This is a genomic window from Siccirubricoccus deserti, from assembly GCF_014283215.1.
GTDB classification, from domain to species: Bacteria; Pseudomonadota; Alphaproteobacteria; order Acetobacterales; family Acetobacteraceae; genus Siccirubricoccus; species Siccirubricoccus deserti.
In genome coordinates this window covers 92187-108490 of the sequence record NZ_JACOMF010000009.1, presented here as the reverse complement: position 1 = coordinate 108490, position 16304 = coordinate 92187, and the positions used below count along the sequence as shown (strand labels likewise).

The 16304-nt window shown below is 72.0% G+C and carries 17 protein-coding genes; 9 read left to right on the top strand and 8 right to left on the bottom strand.

Annotation, left to right across the window (positions count from 1 at the left end; all coding sequences use genetic code 11):
- Window positions 1–8: 8 nt before the first annotated feature.
- The gene (locus H7965_RS10340; RefSeq protein WP_186770495.1) at window positions 9–821 is read left to right on the top strand and encodes a phytanoyl-CoA dioxygenase family protein; all 813 of its coding nucleotides are present in this window, start codon (window positions 9–11) and stop codon (window positions 819–821) included.
- The gene (locus H7965_RS10335; protein WP_186770494.1) at window positions 818–2413 is read left to right on the top strand and encodes an ABC transporter substrate-binding protein; all 1596 of its coding nucleotides are present in this window, start codon (window positions 818–820) and stop codon (window positions 2411–2413) included. The genes H7965_RS10340 and H7965_RS10335 overlap by 4 nt, the downstream gene beginning before the upstream one ends.
- A 14-nt stretch (window positions 2414–2427) precedes the next feature.
- Here the strand turns inward: H7965_RS10335 and H7965_RS10330 are convergent, their stop codons facing one another.
- Window positions 2428–3075 (bottom strand): TetR/AcrR family transcriptional regulator, encoded by a 648-nt coding sequence (locus H7965_RS10330; RefSeq protein ID WP_186770493.1) that lies wholly within the window; start codon window positions 3073–3075, stop codon window positions 2428–2430.
- Window positions 3076–3128: 53 nt separating this feature from the next.
- Here H7965_RS10330 and H7965_RS10325 point away from each other — a divergent pair, with 53 nt between their 5' ends.
- Window positions 3129–3890 (top strand): SDR family NAD(P)-dependent oxidoreductase, encoded by a 762-nt coding sequence (locus H7965_RS10325; protein WP_186770492.1) that lies wholly within the window; start codon window positions 3129–3131, stop codon window positions 3888–3890.
- Window positions 3891–3950: 60 nt separating this feature from the next.
- Here H7965_RS10325 and H7965_RS10320 read toward each other — a convergent pair whose 3' ends face one another.
- From H7965_RS10320 to H7965_RS10310, 3 genes are all read right to left on the bottom strand, one after another.
- Complete coding sequence (locus H7965_RS10320; RefSeq protein WP_186770491.1) at window positions 3951–4286, bottom strand: hypothetical protein; 336 nt, start codon at window positions 4284–4286, stop codon at window positions 3951–3953.
- Window positions 4287–4397: 111 nt separating this feature from the next.
- Window positions 4398–5366, bottom strand: coding sequence for a tripartite tricarboxylate transporter substrate binding protein (locus tag H7965_RS10315; protein WP_186770490.1), 969 nt, complete (start codon window positions 5364–5366; stop codon window positions 4398–4400).
- Window positions 5367–5620: 254 nt separating this feature from the next.
- Window positions 5621–6667, bottom strand: coding sequence for an alpha/beta hydrolase (locus H7965_RS10310; RefSeq protein ID WP_186770489.1), 1047 nt, complete (start codon window positions 6665–6667; stop codon window positions 5621–5623).
- A gap of 95 nt (window positions 6668–6762) precedes the next feature.
- On the opposite strand from H7965_RS10310, the gene H7965_RS10305 reads away from it, so the two are divergent.
- The 3 genes from H7965_RS10305 to H7965_RS10295 all read left to right on the top strand — a co-directional run bounded on the left by H7965_RS10305 (window position 6763) and on the right by H7965_RS10295 (window position 9460).
- Window positions 6763–8205, top strand: coding sequence for an MATE family efflux transporter (locus H7965_RS10305; protein WP_229682570.1), 1443 nt, complete (start codon window positions 6763–6765; stop codon window positions 8203–8205).
- A 364-nt stretch (window positions 8206–8569) separates the two neighbouring features.
- Window positions 8570–8863: a GYD domain-containing protein gene (locus H7965_RS10300; protein WP_186770488.1), complete on the top strand. Its 294-nt coding sequence runs from the start codon at window positions 8570–8572 to the stop codon at window positions 8861–8863.
- A 237-nt stretch (window positions 8864–9100) separates the two neighbouring features.
- Window positions 9101–9460 carry a hypothetical protein gene (locus H7965_RS10295; RefSeq protein ID WP_186770487.1) on the top strand — a complete coding sequence of 120 codons (360 nt, stop codon included), beginning with the start codon at window positions 9101–9103 and terminating at the stop codon, window positions 9458–9460.
- A gap of 99 nt (window positions 9461–9559) precedes the next feature.
- Here the strand turns inward: H7965_RS10295 and H7965_RS10290 are convergent, their stop codons facing one another.
- Entirely contained in the window at window positions 9560–10567 is a 1008-nt protein-coding gene (locus H7965_RS10290) for a C-terminal binding protein (protein ID WP_186770486.1), read from the bottom strand.
- 73 nt (window positions 10568–10640) lie between these two features.
- Window positions 10641–11624 carry a cyclase family protein gene (locus H7965_RS10285; protein WP_186770485.1) on the bottom strand — a complete coding sequence of 328 codons (984 nt, stop codon included), beginning with the start codon at window positions 11622–11624 and terminating at the stop codon, window positions 10641–10643.
- Window positions 11625–11775: 151 nt separating this feature from the next.
- Between H7965_RS10285 and H7965_RS10280 the strand changes: the two genes are divergently transcribed.
- The gene (locus H7965_RS10280; protein ID WP_186770484.1) at window positions 11776–12525 is read left to right on the top strand and encodes an SDR family NAD(P)-dependent oxidoreductase; all 750 of its coding nucleotides are present in this window, start codon (window positions 11776–11778) and stop codon (window positions 12523–12525) included.
- Entirely contained in the window at window positions 12506–13759 is a 1254-nt protein-coding gene (locus H7965_RS10275) for a hypothetical protein (protein WP_186770483.1), read from the top strand. The genes H7965_RS10280 and H7965_RS10275 overlap by 20 nt, the downstream gene beginning before the upstream one ends.
- A 176-nt stretch (window positions 13760–13935) precedes the next feature.
- Here the strand turns inward: H7965_RS10275 and H7965_RS10270 are convergent, their stop codons facing one another.
- Complete coding sequence (locus tag H7965_RS10270; protein WP_186770482.1) at window positions 13936–14598, bottom strand: class I SAM-dependent methyltransferase; 663 nt, start codon at window positions 14596–14598, stop codon at window positions 13936–13938.
- Window positions 14595–15494: a 4-hydroxybenzoate octaprenyltransferase gene (gene ubiA, locus H7965_RS10265; protein ID WP_186770481.1), complete on the bottom strand. Its 900-nt coding sequence runs from the start codon at window positions 15492–15494 to the stop codon at window positions 14595–14597. The genes H7965_RS10270 and ubiA overlap by 4 nt, the downstream gene beginning before the upstream one ends.
- A gap of 46 nt (window positions 15495–15540) precedes the next feature.
- On the opposite strand from ubiA, the gene H7965_RS10260 reads away from it, so the two are divergent.
- Window positions 15541–16278, top strand: coding sequence for a 16S rRNA (uracil(1498)-N(3))-methyltransferase (locus H7965_RS10260; RefSeq protein ID WP_186770480.1), 738 nt, complete (start codon window positions 15541–15543; stop codon window positions 16276–16278).
- Window positions 16279–16304 lie beyond the last annotated feature (26 nt).

The window sequence follows — 16304 nt, the reverse complement described above, 5'->3', positions numbered from 1 at the left end:
CGAGGTCGATGCCGCTGAAGCTCACCGAGGCCCAGGTCGCCGAATACCACGAGCAGGGCTTCACCGCCCCGGTCCCGATCCTGACGGAAGATGAGGTCCGCCGGCACCGTGCCGCGCTCGAAGCCTATGAGGGCATCAAGGGCAAGCCGCTGGCCTTCCCCGAGAAGTCGAAATGCCACCTGCTGTTCGACTGGGCCGATGCGCTGGTGCACCACCCGGCGGTGCTGGATGCGGTGGAGGATGTCATCGGCCCCGACATCCTGCTGTTCCACTTCACCCTGCAGACCAAGGAAGCGCATCGCGCGACCTATGCGGAATGGCACCAGGACGACGCCTATTTCCGGCTGGAGCCGGCCGAGCAGGTGACCGCCTGGCTGGCGCTTTCCGAAGCCTCGGAACTGTCGGGCTGCATGCGCATGATCCCGGGCAGCCACAAGCGCGGCACGATCTCGCATTTCGACAAGCCGGGCGAGGAGAACATCATCCGCCGCGGCATGACCGTGGACGGCCTCGGCCCGAAGGACGGGGTGCTGGCGCCGCTAAAGGCCGGCGAGATGTCGCTGCACCACACCCACACGCTGCATTCCTCGGGCCCGAACGACAGCGACGACCGCCGTATCGGCCTGACCCTCAGCTATGTGCCGACGCGCTGCCGGCCGACCAGCGAGACCCGACCTTCGGCATTGCTGGTACGTGGCACCGACCGCTACGGGCATTTCGAGCCGGAGCAGCGCCTTGGGCAGGAACTGTCGCCGGAAGCCAGAGCGGCGCACCGCCGGGCCTGCGGCCTCTATGTCCAGCTTGCTGGCATCGCCGCATGAAGTATTGGCTCGGGCTTGCGGCCCTGTTCGTTGCGCTGACGCAGCCAGCCGCGGCGCAGCAGGTGCTGCGCATCGGCATGACTGCGTCCGACGTGCCGACCACCAGCGGCATGCCGGACAATGGCTTCGAGGGGATGCGCTTCCTCGGCTATCCGGTGTTCGAGGCGCTGACCCTCTGGGATCTGTCGCGCTCCGATGTGCGGGCCGGGCTGCGCCCTGGCCTTGCCGAGCGCTGGGAACAGGATCCGGGGGATCCGAAGACCTGGATCTTCCACCTGCGCCAGGGCGTCACCTTCCACGACGGCACGCCCTTCGACGCCGATGCGGTGATGTGGAACCTCGACCGCTTCTGGAAGCAGGACAGCCCGCAATTCGATCCGGCCGGCTCCGGTGTGGTGCGCAGCCGCGCCACGCTGGTCGCCGGCTACCGCAAGATCGACGATCGCACGGTGGCGATCAGCACCAGCCGCGCCGCGTCCTACTTCCCCTATATGGCGGTCTACATCCTGATGACCTCGCCGGCGTCCTTCGACAAGGGCGGGCGGGACTGGGCCAAGGTGGCGCAGGCCCTGCCGGCCGGCACCGGGCCCTTTCGCCTCGCGCGCCTCACGCCGCGCACCGCCGCCGACATCGTGCCCAACCCGCAGTACTGGGACGTGGCGCGGCGGCCGAAGATCGATCGCATTTCCTTCATGCCGATCCCGGATGCGCTGACCCGCGTCGCCGCGCTGCGCAGCGGCCAGGTGGATTGGATCGAGGCGCCGCCGCCGGACAGCATCCCCTCGCTGCGCCAGGCCGGCTTCAACATCGTCACCAACCCCTATCCGCACACCTGGGGCTGGCTGCTGAGCCTGGCAGGGCCGAACACCCCCTTCGGCGACATCAGGGTGCGGCGGGCGCTGAACTACTGCGTCGACCGCGATGGCATGGTGGCGCTGCTGAACGGCACGGCGGAGCCCGCGGTCGGGCTGTTCCGCACCGCCGATTCGACCTTCGGCGAACCACAGCAGCGCTACCGCCACGACCCGCAGCTCGCCCGCGCGCTGCTGCGGGAGGCCGGCTACGGGGCGGACAAGCCGCTGCGCTTCAAGGTGCTGATCTCCACCTCCGGCTCCGGCCACATGATGCCGCTGCCGATGAACGAGTTCCTGCAGGCCAACCTGCGGGAAAGCTGCGGTGTCGAGGTCAGCTTCGAGGTGGTCGATTTCGGCACGGTCCTGGTGCTGACGCGCTCGGCGCCGGATGCGGCGGGGCTGCGCGGCTCGCTCGCGCTCAACACCGCGCCGCCGACCTCGGACCCGGCCCAGGTGGTGCGCTACACTGCCGCCGCCTCCGCCGCCCCGGCCGGGGTGAACTGGTCCCATTTCATGCACCCGGGCTACAACGCGCTGCTGGAGCGGATGGAGAACGCCAGGAACCAGAAGACCGCCGAGGATGCGCTGCGCCAAGCGCATGAGATCATGGTCGATGAGGCGCCCTGGGTATTCATCGTCCATGACCTCAATGCACGGGCGATGTCGCGTTCGGTGCGCGGCTTCGTGCAGGCGCAATCCTGGTTCCAGGACCTTGTGCCGGTGACGATGGGGCGTTGACCGCGTCGCGGCGCTCAGTGCCGGCCCGGCGCATCCTGGGCCGGCGGCTGCCAGCCCTGGCGCCAGCCCGGCGCCGGCTGCAGCACGCTCTCCATCAACGCGAGCGCTTCGGCATCGTTGAACCGGCCGGTGCCGAACAGGATTCGGTACCAGATGGCGCCGTAGAGCATGTCGTGCCGCGCCTCGGCGTCGCCACCGGCGCGGAAGCTGCCGTCTTGCAACCCGCGGCCGATGATGCGGATGGCGGTCGCGCGGCGGTGGCCGAGATAGCGGTCGCGCAGCACATGCGTCATCTCGGGATCGGCCAGGCATTCGCCGATCACCGCGCGGGCCAGCGCCCCGCTCTGCCCGTTCATCTGCCGGGCCATGTGCACCAGATGGGTGGCGATGGCGGCGAGCGGCGGTGCCTCCTCGTCCAGCGGCTGGGTCTCGGCCATGCGCCGCAGCAGCGTGTCGACGAACAGCGCCAGGCGGGACGGCCAGCGGCGATAGAGGGTAATCTTGCTCACCCCGGCGCGCTCGGCGATGCGTTCCATGGTGATGTCGCGCAGTGGCGCGCGCTCGAGCAATTCGACGACGGCATCCAGCGCCTGGTCCTCGGCGCCTTCCAGCCGCGGCCGGCCGCGCTGGCGTGGCACCGCCTGCAGGGTTTCGTGTGACACTAGGCAGTCCTCCGGGGGCTGCTCTGTCAGCAATCAGGGAAAGAGGCAAGCATATGAGCGGAACCACCATGGCCGGCGAACTCGCCGGGCGGCGCATCCTGGTGATTGGCGCCGGCTCCGGCATCGGCCAGGCGACGGCGCGGCTGGCCGCCAGCCGCGGCGCCAGCCTCGCCGTCACCGTGCTCGACGAGGCGGAGGCGACGGCGACCCGGGCGGAGTTCCCCGACATCCACGCCCTGCCGCTCGACCTCAGGGCGCGCGACCAGGTGGCGCCGGTGCTGGGCGAGCTGATCGCCCGGCTCGGCGGCGTCGATGCGGTGGTCTACTGCGCCGGCGTCATGCTGCGCAGCCCGGCCGAGGCAATGACCGACGCGGATTGGGACCGGCTCATCGAAATCAACCTGACCGGCTGCTTCCGGGTGCTGCGGCAGACCCTGCCGGCGCTGCGGGACTCGCCCAATGCGCCGGCGGCGGTGGTGGTCTCCAGCCAGCTCGGCATCGTCGGCTTCCGCGCCGGCGCCGCCTATGCCGCCAGTAAATCCGGGATCAACGGGCTGATCCGGTCGCTCGCGCTGGAATACGCGCCGCTCGGGGTGCGGCTGAACGCCGTGGGCCCAGGCCCGACCGAGACGCCGATGACCGCCGTCAGCCGCGCCAACCCGGCGATCTTCGCGGAGATGGTCGGCGGCATTCCGATGGGCCGCTACGGCCGGCCGGAGGAGAGTGCCGAGGTGATCCTGTTCCTCGCCTCGGCGCGGGCCAGCTTCGTCACCGGCCAGCTCTGGTGCGTCGACGGCGGCTACGTCGCCCGGTGATCCTGGGGCGGCCGGTCGTGCCGGATCAGCCGCCCGCTCGTCGCCGGCCGGTTTGCGCGGTCAGGGAAAGACGATGTCCGTCAGGTTGCAGGTATTGACCTGGCGCCGTTCATTCGCCTGGCCATTGGTGTAGACCACGCGGATGTCGTTGATGCACTGCCCGAGGGGCAGGCGGATGACATAGGCTTCACCCGAGCCCAGCGTGCGGTCGCCCAGCCGGTCCGGTCCCCAGGAATTCACGTCCGAGGAGGAGACGTAGATCTCGTTGAGGGCCAAGCTGCTGTTGTTGGTCAGGCGGAAGGACGGGTCGTTGGACTGCGCCTGCGCCTGCGCCGCGCCGGCGAAGGCCAGGCCGACGGCGGCGAGAAGGGGCGGGAAGCGGTGGGCGGAAGCCATGCGTGAGTCCTCTGTCTAAGCGCGCAACAGTTTCGCGCGCCGATTGCGGTTTTGGCATGGCCATGGGTGGAACCGGGTTAATGCGGGTGCGCCGCTTCCCCGACCCTCCGCTCAGTCAGGCTTGATCCCGCCGGCGCGGATCACCTCCGCCCATTTGCTGATCTCGCTGTCGAGGAAGCGCGCCATCTCGGCCGCGCTGCCGCCGCCCGGCACCGCGCCCTGCGCCTCCAGCTGCGTCCGCAGCGCCGGCGCCGCCAGGATGCGGCCGACCTCGGCGTTGAGCCGGGCCACCGCCGCCGGCGGCGTGCCGGCCGGCGCCACCAGCGCGTTCCAGGTATAGGCATCGTAGCCGGGCAGCCCGGCCTCGGCGACCGTGGGCAGGTCGGGCCAGGAGGGCAGGCGCTTGCTGGTGGTCACCGCCAGTGCCCGCAGCCGGCCGCCGCGCACCTGCGGGCCGGAGGAGAGCGCGCTGTCGAACAGCACGTCGCATTCGCCGGCCACCGCGGCGATCACGGCCGGGCCGCTGCCGCGATAGGGGATATGCGTCATCTCGATGCCGGCCATGGATTTGAACAGCTCCCCCGCCAGATGGGAGGGCTGGCCGCTGCCGATCGAGCAGTAGTTCAGCCGCCCGCCGCTGGCCTTGGCATGGCGGACGAACTCGGCCACCGAGCGCGGCCCGCGGTCTATCGGCGTGACCATCAGCAGCGGATAGACCGCCACCAGCAGGATCGGCGCGAAGCCGCGCACCGGGTCGTAGGGCACCGAGGGAAACAGGCTGGGGTTGATCGCTTGCGGCCCGCTGGCGGTCATCAGCAGGGTGTGGCCATCGGGCGCGGCGCGGGCGGCGACCTCCGTGCCGATCATGCCGGAGGCGCCGCCGCGGTTCTCCACCACCACGGGCTGGCCCAGCGCCTCGGCCAGCGGCGTGGCGATCAGCCGGGAGACGACATCGGTGGAGCCACCCGGCGGGAAGGCGACGATGATCCGCACCGGGCGATCCGGCGCCCAGGCGGGCTGGGCCAGCGCCGGGGCGGCAAGCAATGTCGGCAGGGCGTGCAGCAGCGTGCGCCGGCGCATGGGCGTTCCTCCTCGTCTTGTCGTTGCGGGGAGGATGCCCGGTGGTGGGGGCCGGTCAAGCCCGCGGATGACAGCGGAATGCGCCAGCGCCCGACGGGGTTGGTACTGCAGCGAGGGGCGTCCCCCTCCCATCATCCGCGGGCTTGACCCGCGGATCTGGTTTCTGGTCGGAAACAGGGGCGGATGGCCAGGTCAGACCCGGCCATGACGGGTTTGAGGTGCTCACGCCCGGGATCGGGCGCTGCAGGAACCCGCTACCCGATCGCTTCCTCCAGGAAGACCTGCACCGCCTGGAACAGCGCGCCGCGGTTGCGCTCCATCAGGATGGTGTGGGTGCCCTCGCCCAGCACCACCAGCCGCTTGCCGGGGCTCGCCGTCAGCAACGGGAACAGCGCGTTGGCCAGCGCCGGCGGGGTGTCGCGGTCCCATTCGCCGACCACCAGCAGGGCCGGCGCGGTGATCTTCGCCGGGTCGTAGAAGGGCTTGCCGGCCTGCCAGTATTCCCGCCCGTCCAGCATCGCGCCGTTCGGCGCCCGCAGCGCCGGCGGGTTGCGGCGCTGGCCCTCCGGATCGGTTGCCCAGGTGACGCCGGCCCAATGCTCGAACCAGCCCGGCGGGATCAGCGTCGCCCGCTTCGCCTCCGGCACGCCGGTCAGCCAGCGCTCCCGCGCCTGCGCCTGGGTCACCAGGCGGTAGGCGCCGAGCGTGGCGCCGGTGCTGGCGGCGGCGAGGCTTGGCCCATCGCGCAGCCATTCCGGGGCGTAGAGGACGAGCCGCTCGACGAGGTTCGGATTCTCGGCGGCGAAGCGGGCCATCAGGCTGGTGCCCCAGGACCAGCCCATGTGCACGATCTTCGGCAGGGAGCGGCGCTGGCGGATGAAGGCGGCGACGCTGGCGATGTCGGCCACCGCCGTCTCGCCGCGCACCAGCGGCGGATTGGCCTCCGGCGGCTGCGCCATCTCCGGCGGCCGGGTGCTGCGGCCGTAGCCGCGCAGATCCATGCACCAGACATCGAAGCCGCGGCCGGCGATGTAGTCCATCCAGGACAGCCCGCCGAGCGGCAGGTCGAAGGCGGTATGCGCCGGATAGGTCGCGCCATGCACGAACAGCACGGTGCGGTCCGGCCGTGCCGCCACCCCCTCCTGCCGCTTGTTGCGGACGAAGAGCTCGATGCCGGCATCGCCGGACGGCACCATGTGCTCCTCGGTGGCGATCGGCGCCGCCTGCGCCCCGGCCGAGGCCGGCAGCAGCGTGGTGGCGGCGAGAAGCGGCGGGGCGGCGAGGACCGCACGGCGTTGCATGGCGTCACTCCAGACTGTGGTTTTGCGGCAACCTAGCGCGGAAGCCGCGCGGTTCCATCCTCCCCTCGCGCCGCCGCTGGGCTACACCGCTGCCGATGATGGGAAACGCAGGCCTCGCCCGGCGCGGTGCAGCGCGCCGTGATCGCTGGCCGGAGGCGCGGGCGGTGCTGGCGCTCGCCTGGCCGCTGGCGCTGACCAACCTCAGCCAGCATCTGCTGGCACTGACCAATGCGGTGATCCTCGGCTGGCACTCGACCGAGGCGCTGGCGGCGGCCACCCTTGGCGCCAACCTCTACTGGATGCTGATGGCGCCCTCGCTCGGCACCGCGCTGGCAGCCGGGCCGATCCTGGCTCAGGCGCGTGGGCATGGGCAACTGCGCGGCGGCGCCGGCCGTGGCTGGGTGCGGGAGATGCGGCGGGGGGCGCGGGCTTCGTTGCTCGCCTCGCTGATCCTGCTGGTGCCGAGCCTCCTCGTGCTGTGGCATGGCGAGGCGCTGCTGCTGGCGCTGGGGCAGGAGCCGGCGCTGGCGGCATTGGCCGGCAGCTACCTGCGGGCGATGATGTGGGGGCTGGTCCCCTTCGCCGGCTTCATCGTGCTGCGCGGCTTCCTCGCCGCCATGGAGCGGCCGGGGCCGGCCTTGTGGATCACCGGCGCGGCGGTGGTGCTGAATGCGGTGCTGTGCTGGCTGCTGGTGTTCGGCGCGTTCGGTTGGGCCGGCATGGGCATGCCGGGGGCCGGTCTGGCCAGTGTCTGCGCCGATCTCCTCATGCTGCTCGGCCTGCTGGCGCTGGTGGCGCGGGACCGGCGGCTCGGCCGGTTCCGGCTGCTCGGGCGGTTCTGGCGCTGGGATGCGGCGCGCATCGCCGAGGTGTGGCGGATCGGCCTGCCGATCAGCGGATCGATGCTGCTGGAGATCGGCGTCTTCACTGCCGCCGCCGTCGCCATGGGCTGGTTCGGCGCGGTGGCGGTGGCGGCGCATGCCATCGCGCTGCAGGTGGCGGCCAGCACCTTCATGGTGCCGATGGGCATCGGCCAGGCGGCCACGGCCAGGGTCGGCATCCTGGCCGGTGCCGGAGATGGCGCCGGGGCGGCGCGGGCGGGTTGGGTGTCCATTGGCCTCGGCGCCGGCTTCATGGCGGCGACCGCGGTCGCGCTGGTGCTGGGGGCGGAGCGGATTGCCTGGGGCTTCCTCGACCCGGCCGACCCGGATGCGGCTGCCGCGGCGGCGCTGGGGGCGGTGCTGCTGACCGTCGCCGGCGTCTTCCAGCTGGCCGATGGCGTCCAGGCGGTGGCCGCCGGGGCGCTGCGCGGGCTGAAGGACACCAGGGTGCCGATGCTGCTGGCCGCGCTCGGCTATTGGGGGCTGGGCATGCCGGTCGGAGTAGGGCTGGCGCTCTGGGCCGGCTTCGGGCCGCTTGGCATCTGGGTCGGGCTGGCGGCGGGGCTTGGGGTGGTGGCGGCACTGATGCTGCGGCGCTGGTGGCGGCTGTCCCAGGCTTCGCGTGACGCGGTGGCGGTGGCGGTGGTGGCGGTATGAGGGCCGGCGATCCGCAGGAACCCGCCATGCCCATCCGCTGCTCCGCCTCTCCGGGCCGGCTGCGAATACGCCCGGCCGGCCCCGATTGTGTCGCGCATGGGTGGAAGCGGATCCCGGTCTGCGAGTGAGGCGGCCAATGCCCAGGTGCCGGCACTCATGATGCGGCACCGCTGTGCTGCGGATTGCGTTCATGCCTGAACGCCAATCCGCTGTAGCCTAGCGTTTGTAGGGCGGCGTCACGCTCCAGGGCATTCGCGCCCCACCGCGATCCGCTCTGATTCGCCTCGGCGGGTGAGGTGCTTTCGCCACCGTGGTCCAGGCAGGCCATCCGCATTGACCATCCGCATCGGGAGGACATTGAGACATGCCGACCTACATTGCGCTGGGTGATTGGACGGATCAGGGCGCGCAGGCGATTGCTGAGTCGCCGCAACGGCTCGATGAAGCCAAGCGGCACCTTGAGGAGATGGGTGGCCGCTTCATCGCCTTCTGGATGACCATGGGCGAGCACGACCTGGTGCTTGTGTATGAGACGCCCGACGATGCGGTGGCCGCACGGTTCATACTGATGCTCAACCGGCTCGGCTCAGTGCGGACCAGAACGCTGAAGGCATTTCCGGAGACGGCATACCGGCAGATCATTGCCTCCATCGCGTGACCGGCAGGCTACGGAAAGCGCTGGCAGGGGGGCGGGAACGTCCCCCTCCGTCAAGGCCGGGCTTGACCCGGCCATCCCTGATCAACTGGTTCGCTCCCTTTCCGCCGCTTGCCGGAGCAGATCGCCGCAGGGCGGCATCGCCCGGAGGCGCAGCACATCAGCGGGTTCCGTTGACCATTCCATGCACGAAGGCGCAGCCTCTCCGGGCGAGACATGGGATGGATCGGGAGGACGGCCATGTACGTCGTCATCCGGCGGTATGCGGCGGGCGCGAAGGCGGAGGAGGTCGCCCGGCGGGTCGGCGAAGGGCTGGTGCCGGTGCTACGGGACCTGCCAGGATTTCGTGCCTACTACGCCTTCGTCGGCGAGGACGGCCGCCCGGTCTCGGTCAGTATCGTGACAAGCCGATCCACAGCGCTGGCGGCCAACGAGCGTGCCCGCGAGTGGGTGGTTGCCAACATGGCTGACCTCGTCCCGGACCCGCCGGAGGTCGTCATGGGCACGATGCTGGTCGATGCCGCGACCTTCGGCGAGGAGGCGGCGGAGAAGGAGCAGGACGGGCATTCTCCGGCTCCCTGGGCCGACAGCGGCATCTGATTCGCGCGGTGGACGGCCCGGACCTCGTCGACGGTTGGCGACGATGGAGGGCGCCGCCCCCCACCGGGGGCGGAGGATGGCCGAACGCCGCAACCGCCCTCAATCGCTCTCCGGCGGGATGACGTTGGTGCGCTTGCCCTCCACCAGCACGTCCCGCATCGTCTCCACCCCCTTGACCCGGATGTCCTGCCAGGCCTCCGGCGAGTGGAAGGCGATGTGCGGGGTGATGATCAGCCGGCCGCGCGTCCATTCCTCCTGCGCGCGATAGGCGCGGAGCAAGGAGGGGATCGGCTCCACCGGTGGCTCCACCGGGATCACGTCCAGCCCGGCCCCTGCGAGATGGCCGTCGCGCAGGCAGCGCTCCAGCGCCTCGATGTCGAGGATCGGGCCGCGCGCGGTGTTCACCACCACCGCACCCTTGGGCAGGCGCCGCAGCGCCGCCTCATCCACCAGCCCGCGCGTTGTCCGGGTCAGCGGACAATGGATGGAGAGCACGTCGGATTGCTCCAGCAGCGCCTCCAGCGTGCGGGCGCGGGAAATGCCCAGGGCGCGGTCCCAGCCATTCGGCTGGTACGGGTCGAAGAACACCACCTTGTAGCCGAAGGCCTTGGCCCGCAGCGCCGCCGCCGAGCCGATGCGGCCGAGGCCCAGGATGCCGAAGGTCTGCACCTCCTGCCGCCGCACGATGGCGGAGGGCATCACCGCCCAGGGCGCCGGCGCCGGGCCGCGCTGGCTGTCGTGGTAGAGGGTCAGGCCACGGCGCAGCGCCACCGCCAGCAGCACGGCGAACTCCGCCACTTCCTGCGTCCCGTAATCCGGCAGGTTGGCGACGAGGATGCCGCGCGCGGCGCAGGCGGCGCGATCCACCCGGTCGTAGCCGACGCCCATCCGCACCACGGCCTTCAGCTTCGGGAAGCGGGCGAGCTGTTCGGCCGGCACCGCCATGCGCAGGGTCATCAACCCATCGACCTCGGCGAGCATTTCGTCCGGCAGCTCGGCCAGGCTCGATTTGGCGTTGCCCTGCAGGATGCGGACGCCGGGGCCGAGGATCGCCTGCTCGATCGCCGTATCCGAATAGAGCCCTTCCGGCTCCAGCACCGTCAGCATGCGCACGCCCTCCCCCGTATTGGCGGGGGAGGGTAGGGGCGGAAGCGCTTGCGGAACAGCCCCCCGCCACCGCTCAGAACAGGGCGGAGGGTGCCACCGTGCTGCCGGTGCCACCCTTGATCTTCAGCGGCTGGACCATCAGCGCGAATTCGCTCGGCCGGCGCTGTGCCAGCTCGTCGAGCTTCATGTTCTCCAGCAGGTGCACGCCGTTCACCACCAGGGCGATCTGATGCACCGGCAGGCTGACGTTGCGGTCGGGGTTGGGCGCGACCTCCACCGGCCAGTTGTCGCTGCCCATCAGGATCGGGTTGCGCTCGATGACGTATTGCGCCGCCGCCACGCCGATGCCCGGGCAGGACCGCACGTAGCGGGCGTTGTCGAGTGCCCAGAGCGTGCCCCAGCCGGTGTGGAAGATGACGGCGTCGCCCTCCTCGATGCGGATGTTCTGCCGCTGCTGCGCCTGCTCGATGTCGGCGACGGTGATTTCATAGCTGTCGCCCAGCACCGGCACGCCCTTCAGCGCGGCGATGTCCAGCAATACGCCGCGGGTGAAGATGGTGCCGACGGTATCGACGCCCATTTCGGTGAAGCCGCTGCGCGAGGCGATGTCGGCGACCTTGACGCAGTTGTAGGTCTCCTCGCCGATCGTCTGGTGCGGGAACATGTCGAGTTGGGTGCCGACCTGGCCGATCTCGGTGAGGACGATTTCCTCGTTGGAGCCGCGGCGGTTGGCCTCGGGATTCATGAAGCTGCGCTTCAGGTGCTGGTCGAAGCGGCGGGTGCCGAAGAACGGCATCTGCTGCGACAGGGTCTGGCCGAGCTCGACGATCTCGCCGGTGCGGATCAGCCCGGCGGCACGCTTGGCGCGGTCCGGCGTCATCAGGTTCATGGCGCCACGGCGGTCGTTCGGCCCCCAGCGGCTGGGGCAGCGCTGGGCGGTATCCGGCGGCATCCAGCCCTGCGCCTGGACGGGGGTGGCGGTGAGCCCGAGATGCGCCCCGCCACAGGCGAGGCAGCCCAGCCCCCCGAAGAGGCCGCGGCGCGACAAGGCTTGCATGGCGTTCTCCCTTGGTCGTTCGGCTTGGCGGATGGGTCCGCGCCGCGATGCTGGCACGGCGCCGCCGGGCAAAGCCACGCCGAAGCGTCGGCCTTCCCGCCGCCCCCGCGCCGCCGCATGATCCGGCCAGAGCACAGTAGGATTCCGGGGCATGGCCGAGCGGCATTACCTCATCACCGGCGCGGCCAGCGGCATCGGCGCCGCCGCCTGCCGCGCCCTGGCCGCGCCCGGCGCCGCCATCGCGGTTCACACCAGGAAGAACCGCGAGGGCGCGGAGCGCGTCGCCGCCGAGGTCCGCGCCCGGGGCGGAGAGGCGCAGGTGCTGCTGGCCGACCTGGCCGAGCCGGAGGCCCCCGCACGGCTGGTGGGCCAGGCCACGGAGGCGCTCGGCGGCCTGGACGTGCTGGTCTCCAACGCCGGCTTCGCCGACCGCACGCCGGTGGCGGCGCTGACCGATGCCGGCTTCGCCGCCAGCCACGACGCCATCACCTTCGCCCTGCTGCGCCTGGCCCGCGCCGCGCAGCCGCATCTCGCGCGCGGGCGGGCGCCGCGGCTGGTCGCCGTTTCCTCCTTCGTCGCCCATGTGTTCCGGCTGGAGCACCCGGTCTTCCCGGCCTCGGCCGCGGCCAAGGCGGCGCTGGAGGCGCTGGTGAAGGCGCTGGCCATCGAATGGGCGCCGGGCATCACGGTGAACGCCGTGGTCCCCGGCTTCACCCGCAAGGACCCTGGCGCCCATGCGGCGCTCGACCCCCGCGCCTTCGACGAGCGCATCGCCCGCATCCCGCTGCGCCGGCTCGGCACGCCGGACGAGGTGGCGGCGGCGATCGCCTTCCTGGCCTCGCCGGCGGGGGGCTACATCACCGGGCAATGCCTGCATGTGGATGGCGGGATCACGGTCTAGGGCCAGCGCCGCGGCGCTGCTGCTCCTTCTCCTCTTCGCTGCGCCGGCAGCGGCACAGGAGCTGGCCGGGCATGGCGGGCCGGTGCGGGCGCTGGCGGTGTTGCCCGATGCGCTGGCCTCGGCCGGCTTCGACCAGGCGATCATCCTCTGGGATGCGGAGCAGGGCCGGGCGCGGCGGGTGATGCGCTGGCACGCCGGGGCGGTGAACGCCCTGACCGCAATGCCGGATGGCGGGCTGGCCAGCGCCGGGGAGGATGGCCGCATCGCGCTCTGGTCGCCCGGCGGTGCGGAGCAGCCGGCGAAGGTACTGGAAGGCCACACCGCCCCGGTCGCCGCGCTGGCGGTGGCGCCGGACGGGCGGCTCGCCTCGGCCGGCTGGGACGGCATGGTGCGGCTCTGGGCGCGGGACGGCACGGCGCGGGTGATGGAGGGGCACCGCGGCCCGGTGAACGGGCTGGCCTGGGTCGCCGGCGCCCTGGTCAGCGCCGGCTATGACGGCACCTTGCGGCAGTGGTCCCCCAACGGCGAGGGCCGGCTCCTGGCCGAGCTCGGCCTGCCGCAGAATACCCTGGCGGCGCTGCCCGGCGGGGCGCTCGCCGCCGCCGGGGCGGATGGCGCGGTGCGGCTGCTGGCCGCCGATGGCACGTTGCGGGAACTGGCAGCCGGCAGCCGCCCGGTGGTGGCGCTGGCGGTGGCGCCGGATGGGCGGCTGCTGGCCGCCGCCTCGCTCGGTGGCGCCGTCAGCCTCTGGAACCTGCCGGAAGGGCGACTGCGGGCGACGCTGGACGGGCCCGGCCTGCCGGTCTGGTCGGTGAGCTTCGCCGCGGATGGGCAGAGCCTCTGGACCGGCGGGCAGGACCGCAGGGTGCGGCGCTGGTCGGCGGCGACCGGCGCGCCGCTCGGCCCGCCCGAGGCGGCGCCGGCGGCGGTGGCCGGAAGCGCCCCGGCCTTCCGCCCCTGTGTCGCCTGCCATGCGCTGGAACCCGGCGACATCCCAATGGCCGGGCCGCATCTGCACGGGCTGTTCGGCCGCCGCATGGGCAGCGTCCCCGGCTACGCCTATTCGGAACGGCTGGCGCGCGGCGACATCATCTGGACGCCGGAGACGGTGGCGGACTTCTTCACCCGCGGCCCGGATGTGGTGACCCCGGGCACCCGCATGCCGGTGCAGACGCTCGGCAATCCGGCGGAGCTGGAGGCGCTGATCCGCTTCCTGGAACAGGCGACGCGGTAGGGCGGATCGCCGTGGGGTGGCATTGCCCCCGTCCCACGCACCATGCCTCGCCCCGCCTGTCATGCACGGGCTTGATCCGTGCATCCGCTTCCATCGCGAAAAGAACGGCCTGACCGGCCCGCCCCCTCGACCACAATGGTTCCAGGGGTTCCAGGGGGCACCGCGGCACGGTGTTCTCAGGGCAGCAGGCGGTAGAGCGTGACCTCCCGCGTGTCGCGATCCTCCAGCTCCCGCGTCACCGGCACGACCATCCGCAACAGCGGCACCAGCCCGTCCGGCGGCAGGTAGGCGCGGCCGGGATCGGCCAGCAGCACCTCCGCCCCCGCCGCCGCCAGGGCGCGCAGCCAGGGCAGGATATGGCGGGTCATCGGCGCCTCGTAGCAGACGTCGCCGGCCAGCACCGTGTCCCAGCGGCAGGGCTGGCCGACCACATCGCCCGCCAGCGTCTCCACCGCCACGCCGTTCAGCGCGGCGTTGAGCCTTGTGGCGGCAATGGCCAGCGGATCGATCTCCGCCGCCTCCACCCGCGCCGCCCCGGCCAGGGCGGCGGCGATACCGGCCAGGCCGCAGCCGGCGGCGAAGTCGAGTACCCGCCGGCCGCGCACCCGTTCGGGCTCGTCCAGCAGCAGCCGGGCGGTGGCGACGCTGCCAGGCCAGGCGAAGGCCCAGAAGGGCGGCTCGATTCCCTCCTGCGCCAGCCAGGCCTCGGTGGCCTGCCAGATCGGGGTGATCTCGGTGGCGAGGTGGAGCGCGATCTCCGGTACCAGGGGCGGGTGGGCAAGCGCGGTATGGGCGCGGAGGAACGCCTCGGCGTCGCCGGCCCCGGTGCTGCCGCTCACAGCCGGCCGATCAGGAAGGCCAGCGCCACCGCCAGCCCAACCTCCCGGTTGGATTTGAACAGCCTGAGGCACCCCGCCGGATCATGGATGTCGAGCGTCACCACCTGCCGCGCCAGCAGCACCGCCGGCAGCAGCAGCGCCGGCAGATAGGGCCATTCCAGCCCGGCCAGCCCGCCGGCCAGCGCCAGCAGCGCCAGCATCCCGGCGTAGCAGGCGGCGAGGAAAGGCCGGGTGTCCTCGCCGAAGCGCAGTGCGGTGCTGCCGATGCCGACCTTCGCGTCATCCTCGCGGTCCTGATGGGCGTAGATCGTGTCGTAGCCGAGGATCCAGAGGAAGCCGGCGGCCCAGAGCACCAGGGCCAGCGCGCCCACCTGGCCGGTGGTGGCGGCAATCCCTTCCGGCGCCGCCCAGGAGAAGGTCAGCCCCAGCATCGCCTGCGGCCAATTCGTCACCCGCTTGGCCAGCGGGTAGAGCAGGATCGGCAGCAGGGCACACAGCCCGAGCAGGATCGCCGCGCGGTTCAGCTGCACCAGCACCAGCAGGCCGATCAGGCAGAGCCCCGCCAGGAATCCCAGCGCCTGCTTCGGCGAGACCGTGCCGGCGGCCAGCGGCCGGCCACGGGTCCGTTCCACCCTTAGGTCGATGTCGCGATCCCAGAGGTCGTTCACCACGCAGCCGGCGCCCCGCATCGCGACCGCGCCGATGCCGAACAGCAAGGTCAACCGCAGCCCTTCCGCCCAGGAGGGGGCGGTGAGGGCGAAGGCCCAGAGCCCCGGCAGGAACAGCAGCCAGGAGCCGATCGGCCGGTCCAGCCGCGCCAGCAGCGCGTAGGGGTGCCAGCTGGCCGGCAACCGGCCGACCCAGCCGCGCGTCTCTATGTCCGTGTAGCCTTGCATGTGTACCGGGCCTTGCCTGGGGCCTCTGTTCCAGCGAAAAGGCGGCATGTCCACCCCGCGCCTCTACCTCGACCAGCCCCTGGCGGAGGGGCGGGAGGTTTCCCTGCCCCCCGGCCAGGCGCATTACCTCGGCAGCGTCATGCGCCGCGCCCCGGGCGATGCGGTGCTGGCGTTCAACGGCGCCGATGGCGAATGGGCGGCCCGCATCGCCAGCCTGCGCAAGGACCGCGGCAGCCTGATGCCGGAACGGCAGACCCGGCCGCAGACCACGCCGCGCGACGTCAGGCTGCTGGTCGCGGCGTTGAAGCGGGAGGCGATGGAATGGGTGGTGGAGAAGGCGACCGAGCTTGGCGTCGGCAGCATCCAGCCGGTGCTGACCCGGCGCAGCGTGACCGACCGGGTGAATCTCGCCCGGCTCGGACTGATCGCCCGCGAGGCGGCCGAGCAGTCCGAACGCCTGGACCTGCCACGAATCGCCCCGGCCCTGCCGCTGCATGCCGTGCTGGACGGCTGGGACGGCGCGCCATTGCTGGTCGGGGCGGAGCGGGCAGCGGCGCCGCCGATCGCCCGCGTGGTGGCCGGCCTGCCGCCGGATTTGGTCCTGTCGCGGGCCTGGCTGGTCGGGCCGGAAGGCGGGTTCGAGCGGGTGGAGCTTGACGATCTGCGCCGGCGCGCCTTTGTTTCGCCGGTTGCCCTCGGGCCCCGCATCCTGCGGGCGGAGACGGCGGCCGTGGCCGGGCTTGCCATCCTGCAGGCGCTGGCGGGCGACTGGAACGAGAGTTGATCGTGTGCCGGGCGCCCCGCCCGCGC

Coding starts and splice junctions, on each gene's coding strand:
- H7965_RS10275 (WP_186770483.1), top strand. CDS start 12,506: ATGGCGGGATCACGGTCTAGGGCCAGCGCCGCGGCGCTGCTGCTCCTT.
- H7965_RS10290 (WP_186770486.1), bottom strand. CDS start 10,567: ATGCTGACGGTGCTGGAGCCGGAAGGGCTCTATTCGGATACGGCGATC.
- H7965_RS10320 (WP_186770491.1), bottom strand. CDS start 4,286: ATGGCTTCCGCCCACCGCTTCCCGCCCCTTCTCGCCGCCGTCGGCCTG.
- H7965_RS10295 (WP_186770487.1), top strand. CDS start 9,101: ATGTACGTCGTCATCCGGCGGTATGCGGCGGGCGCGAAGGCGGAGGAG.
- H7965_RS10310 (WP_186770489.1), bottom strand. CDS start 6,667: ATGCAACGCCGTGCGGTCCTCGCCGCCCCGCCGCTTCTCGCCGCCACC.
- H7965_RS10280 (WP_186770484.1), top strand. CDS start 11,776: ATGGCCGAGCGGCATTACCTCATCACCGGCGCGGCCAGCGGCATCGGC.
- H7965_RS10335 (WP_186770494.1), top strand. CDS start 818: ATGAAGTATTGGCTCGGGCTTGCGGCCCTGTTCGTTGCGCTGACGCAG.
- ubiA (WP_186770481.1), bottom strand. CDS start 15,494: ATGCAAGGCTACACGGACATAGAGACGCGCGGCTGGGTCGGCCGGTTG.
- H7965_RS10260 (WP_186770480.1), top strand. CDS start 15,541: ATGTCCACCCCGCGCCTCTACCTCGACCAGCCCCTGGCGGAGGGGCGG.
- H7965_RS10285 (WP_186770485.1), bottom strand. CDS start 11,624: ATGCAAGCCTTGTCGCGCCGCGGCCTCTTCGGGGGGCTGGGCTGCCTC.
- H7965_RS10340 (WP_186770495.1), top strand. CDS start 9: ATGCCGCTGAAGCTCACCGAGGCCCAGGTCGCCGAATACCACGAGCAG.
- H7965_RS10315 (WP_186770490.1), bottom strand. CDS start 5,366: ATGCGCCGGCGCACGCTGCTGCACGCCCTGCCGACATTGCTTGCCGCC.
- H7965_RS10325 (WP_186770492.1), top strand. CDS start 3,129: ATGAGCGGAACCACCATGGCCGGCGAACTCGCCGGGCGGCGCATCCTG.
- H7965_RS10305 (WP_229682570.1), top strand. CDS start 6,763: ATGATGGGAAACGCAGGCCTCGCCCGGCGCGGTGCAGCGCGCCGTGAT.
- H7965_RS10300 (WP_186770488.1), top strand. CDS start 8,570: ATGCCGACCTACATTGCGCTGGGTGATTGGACGGATCAGGGCGCGCAG.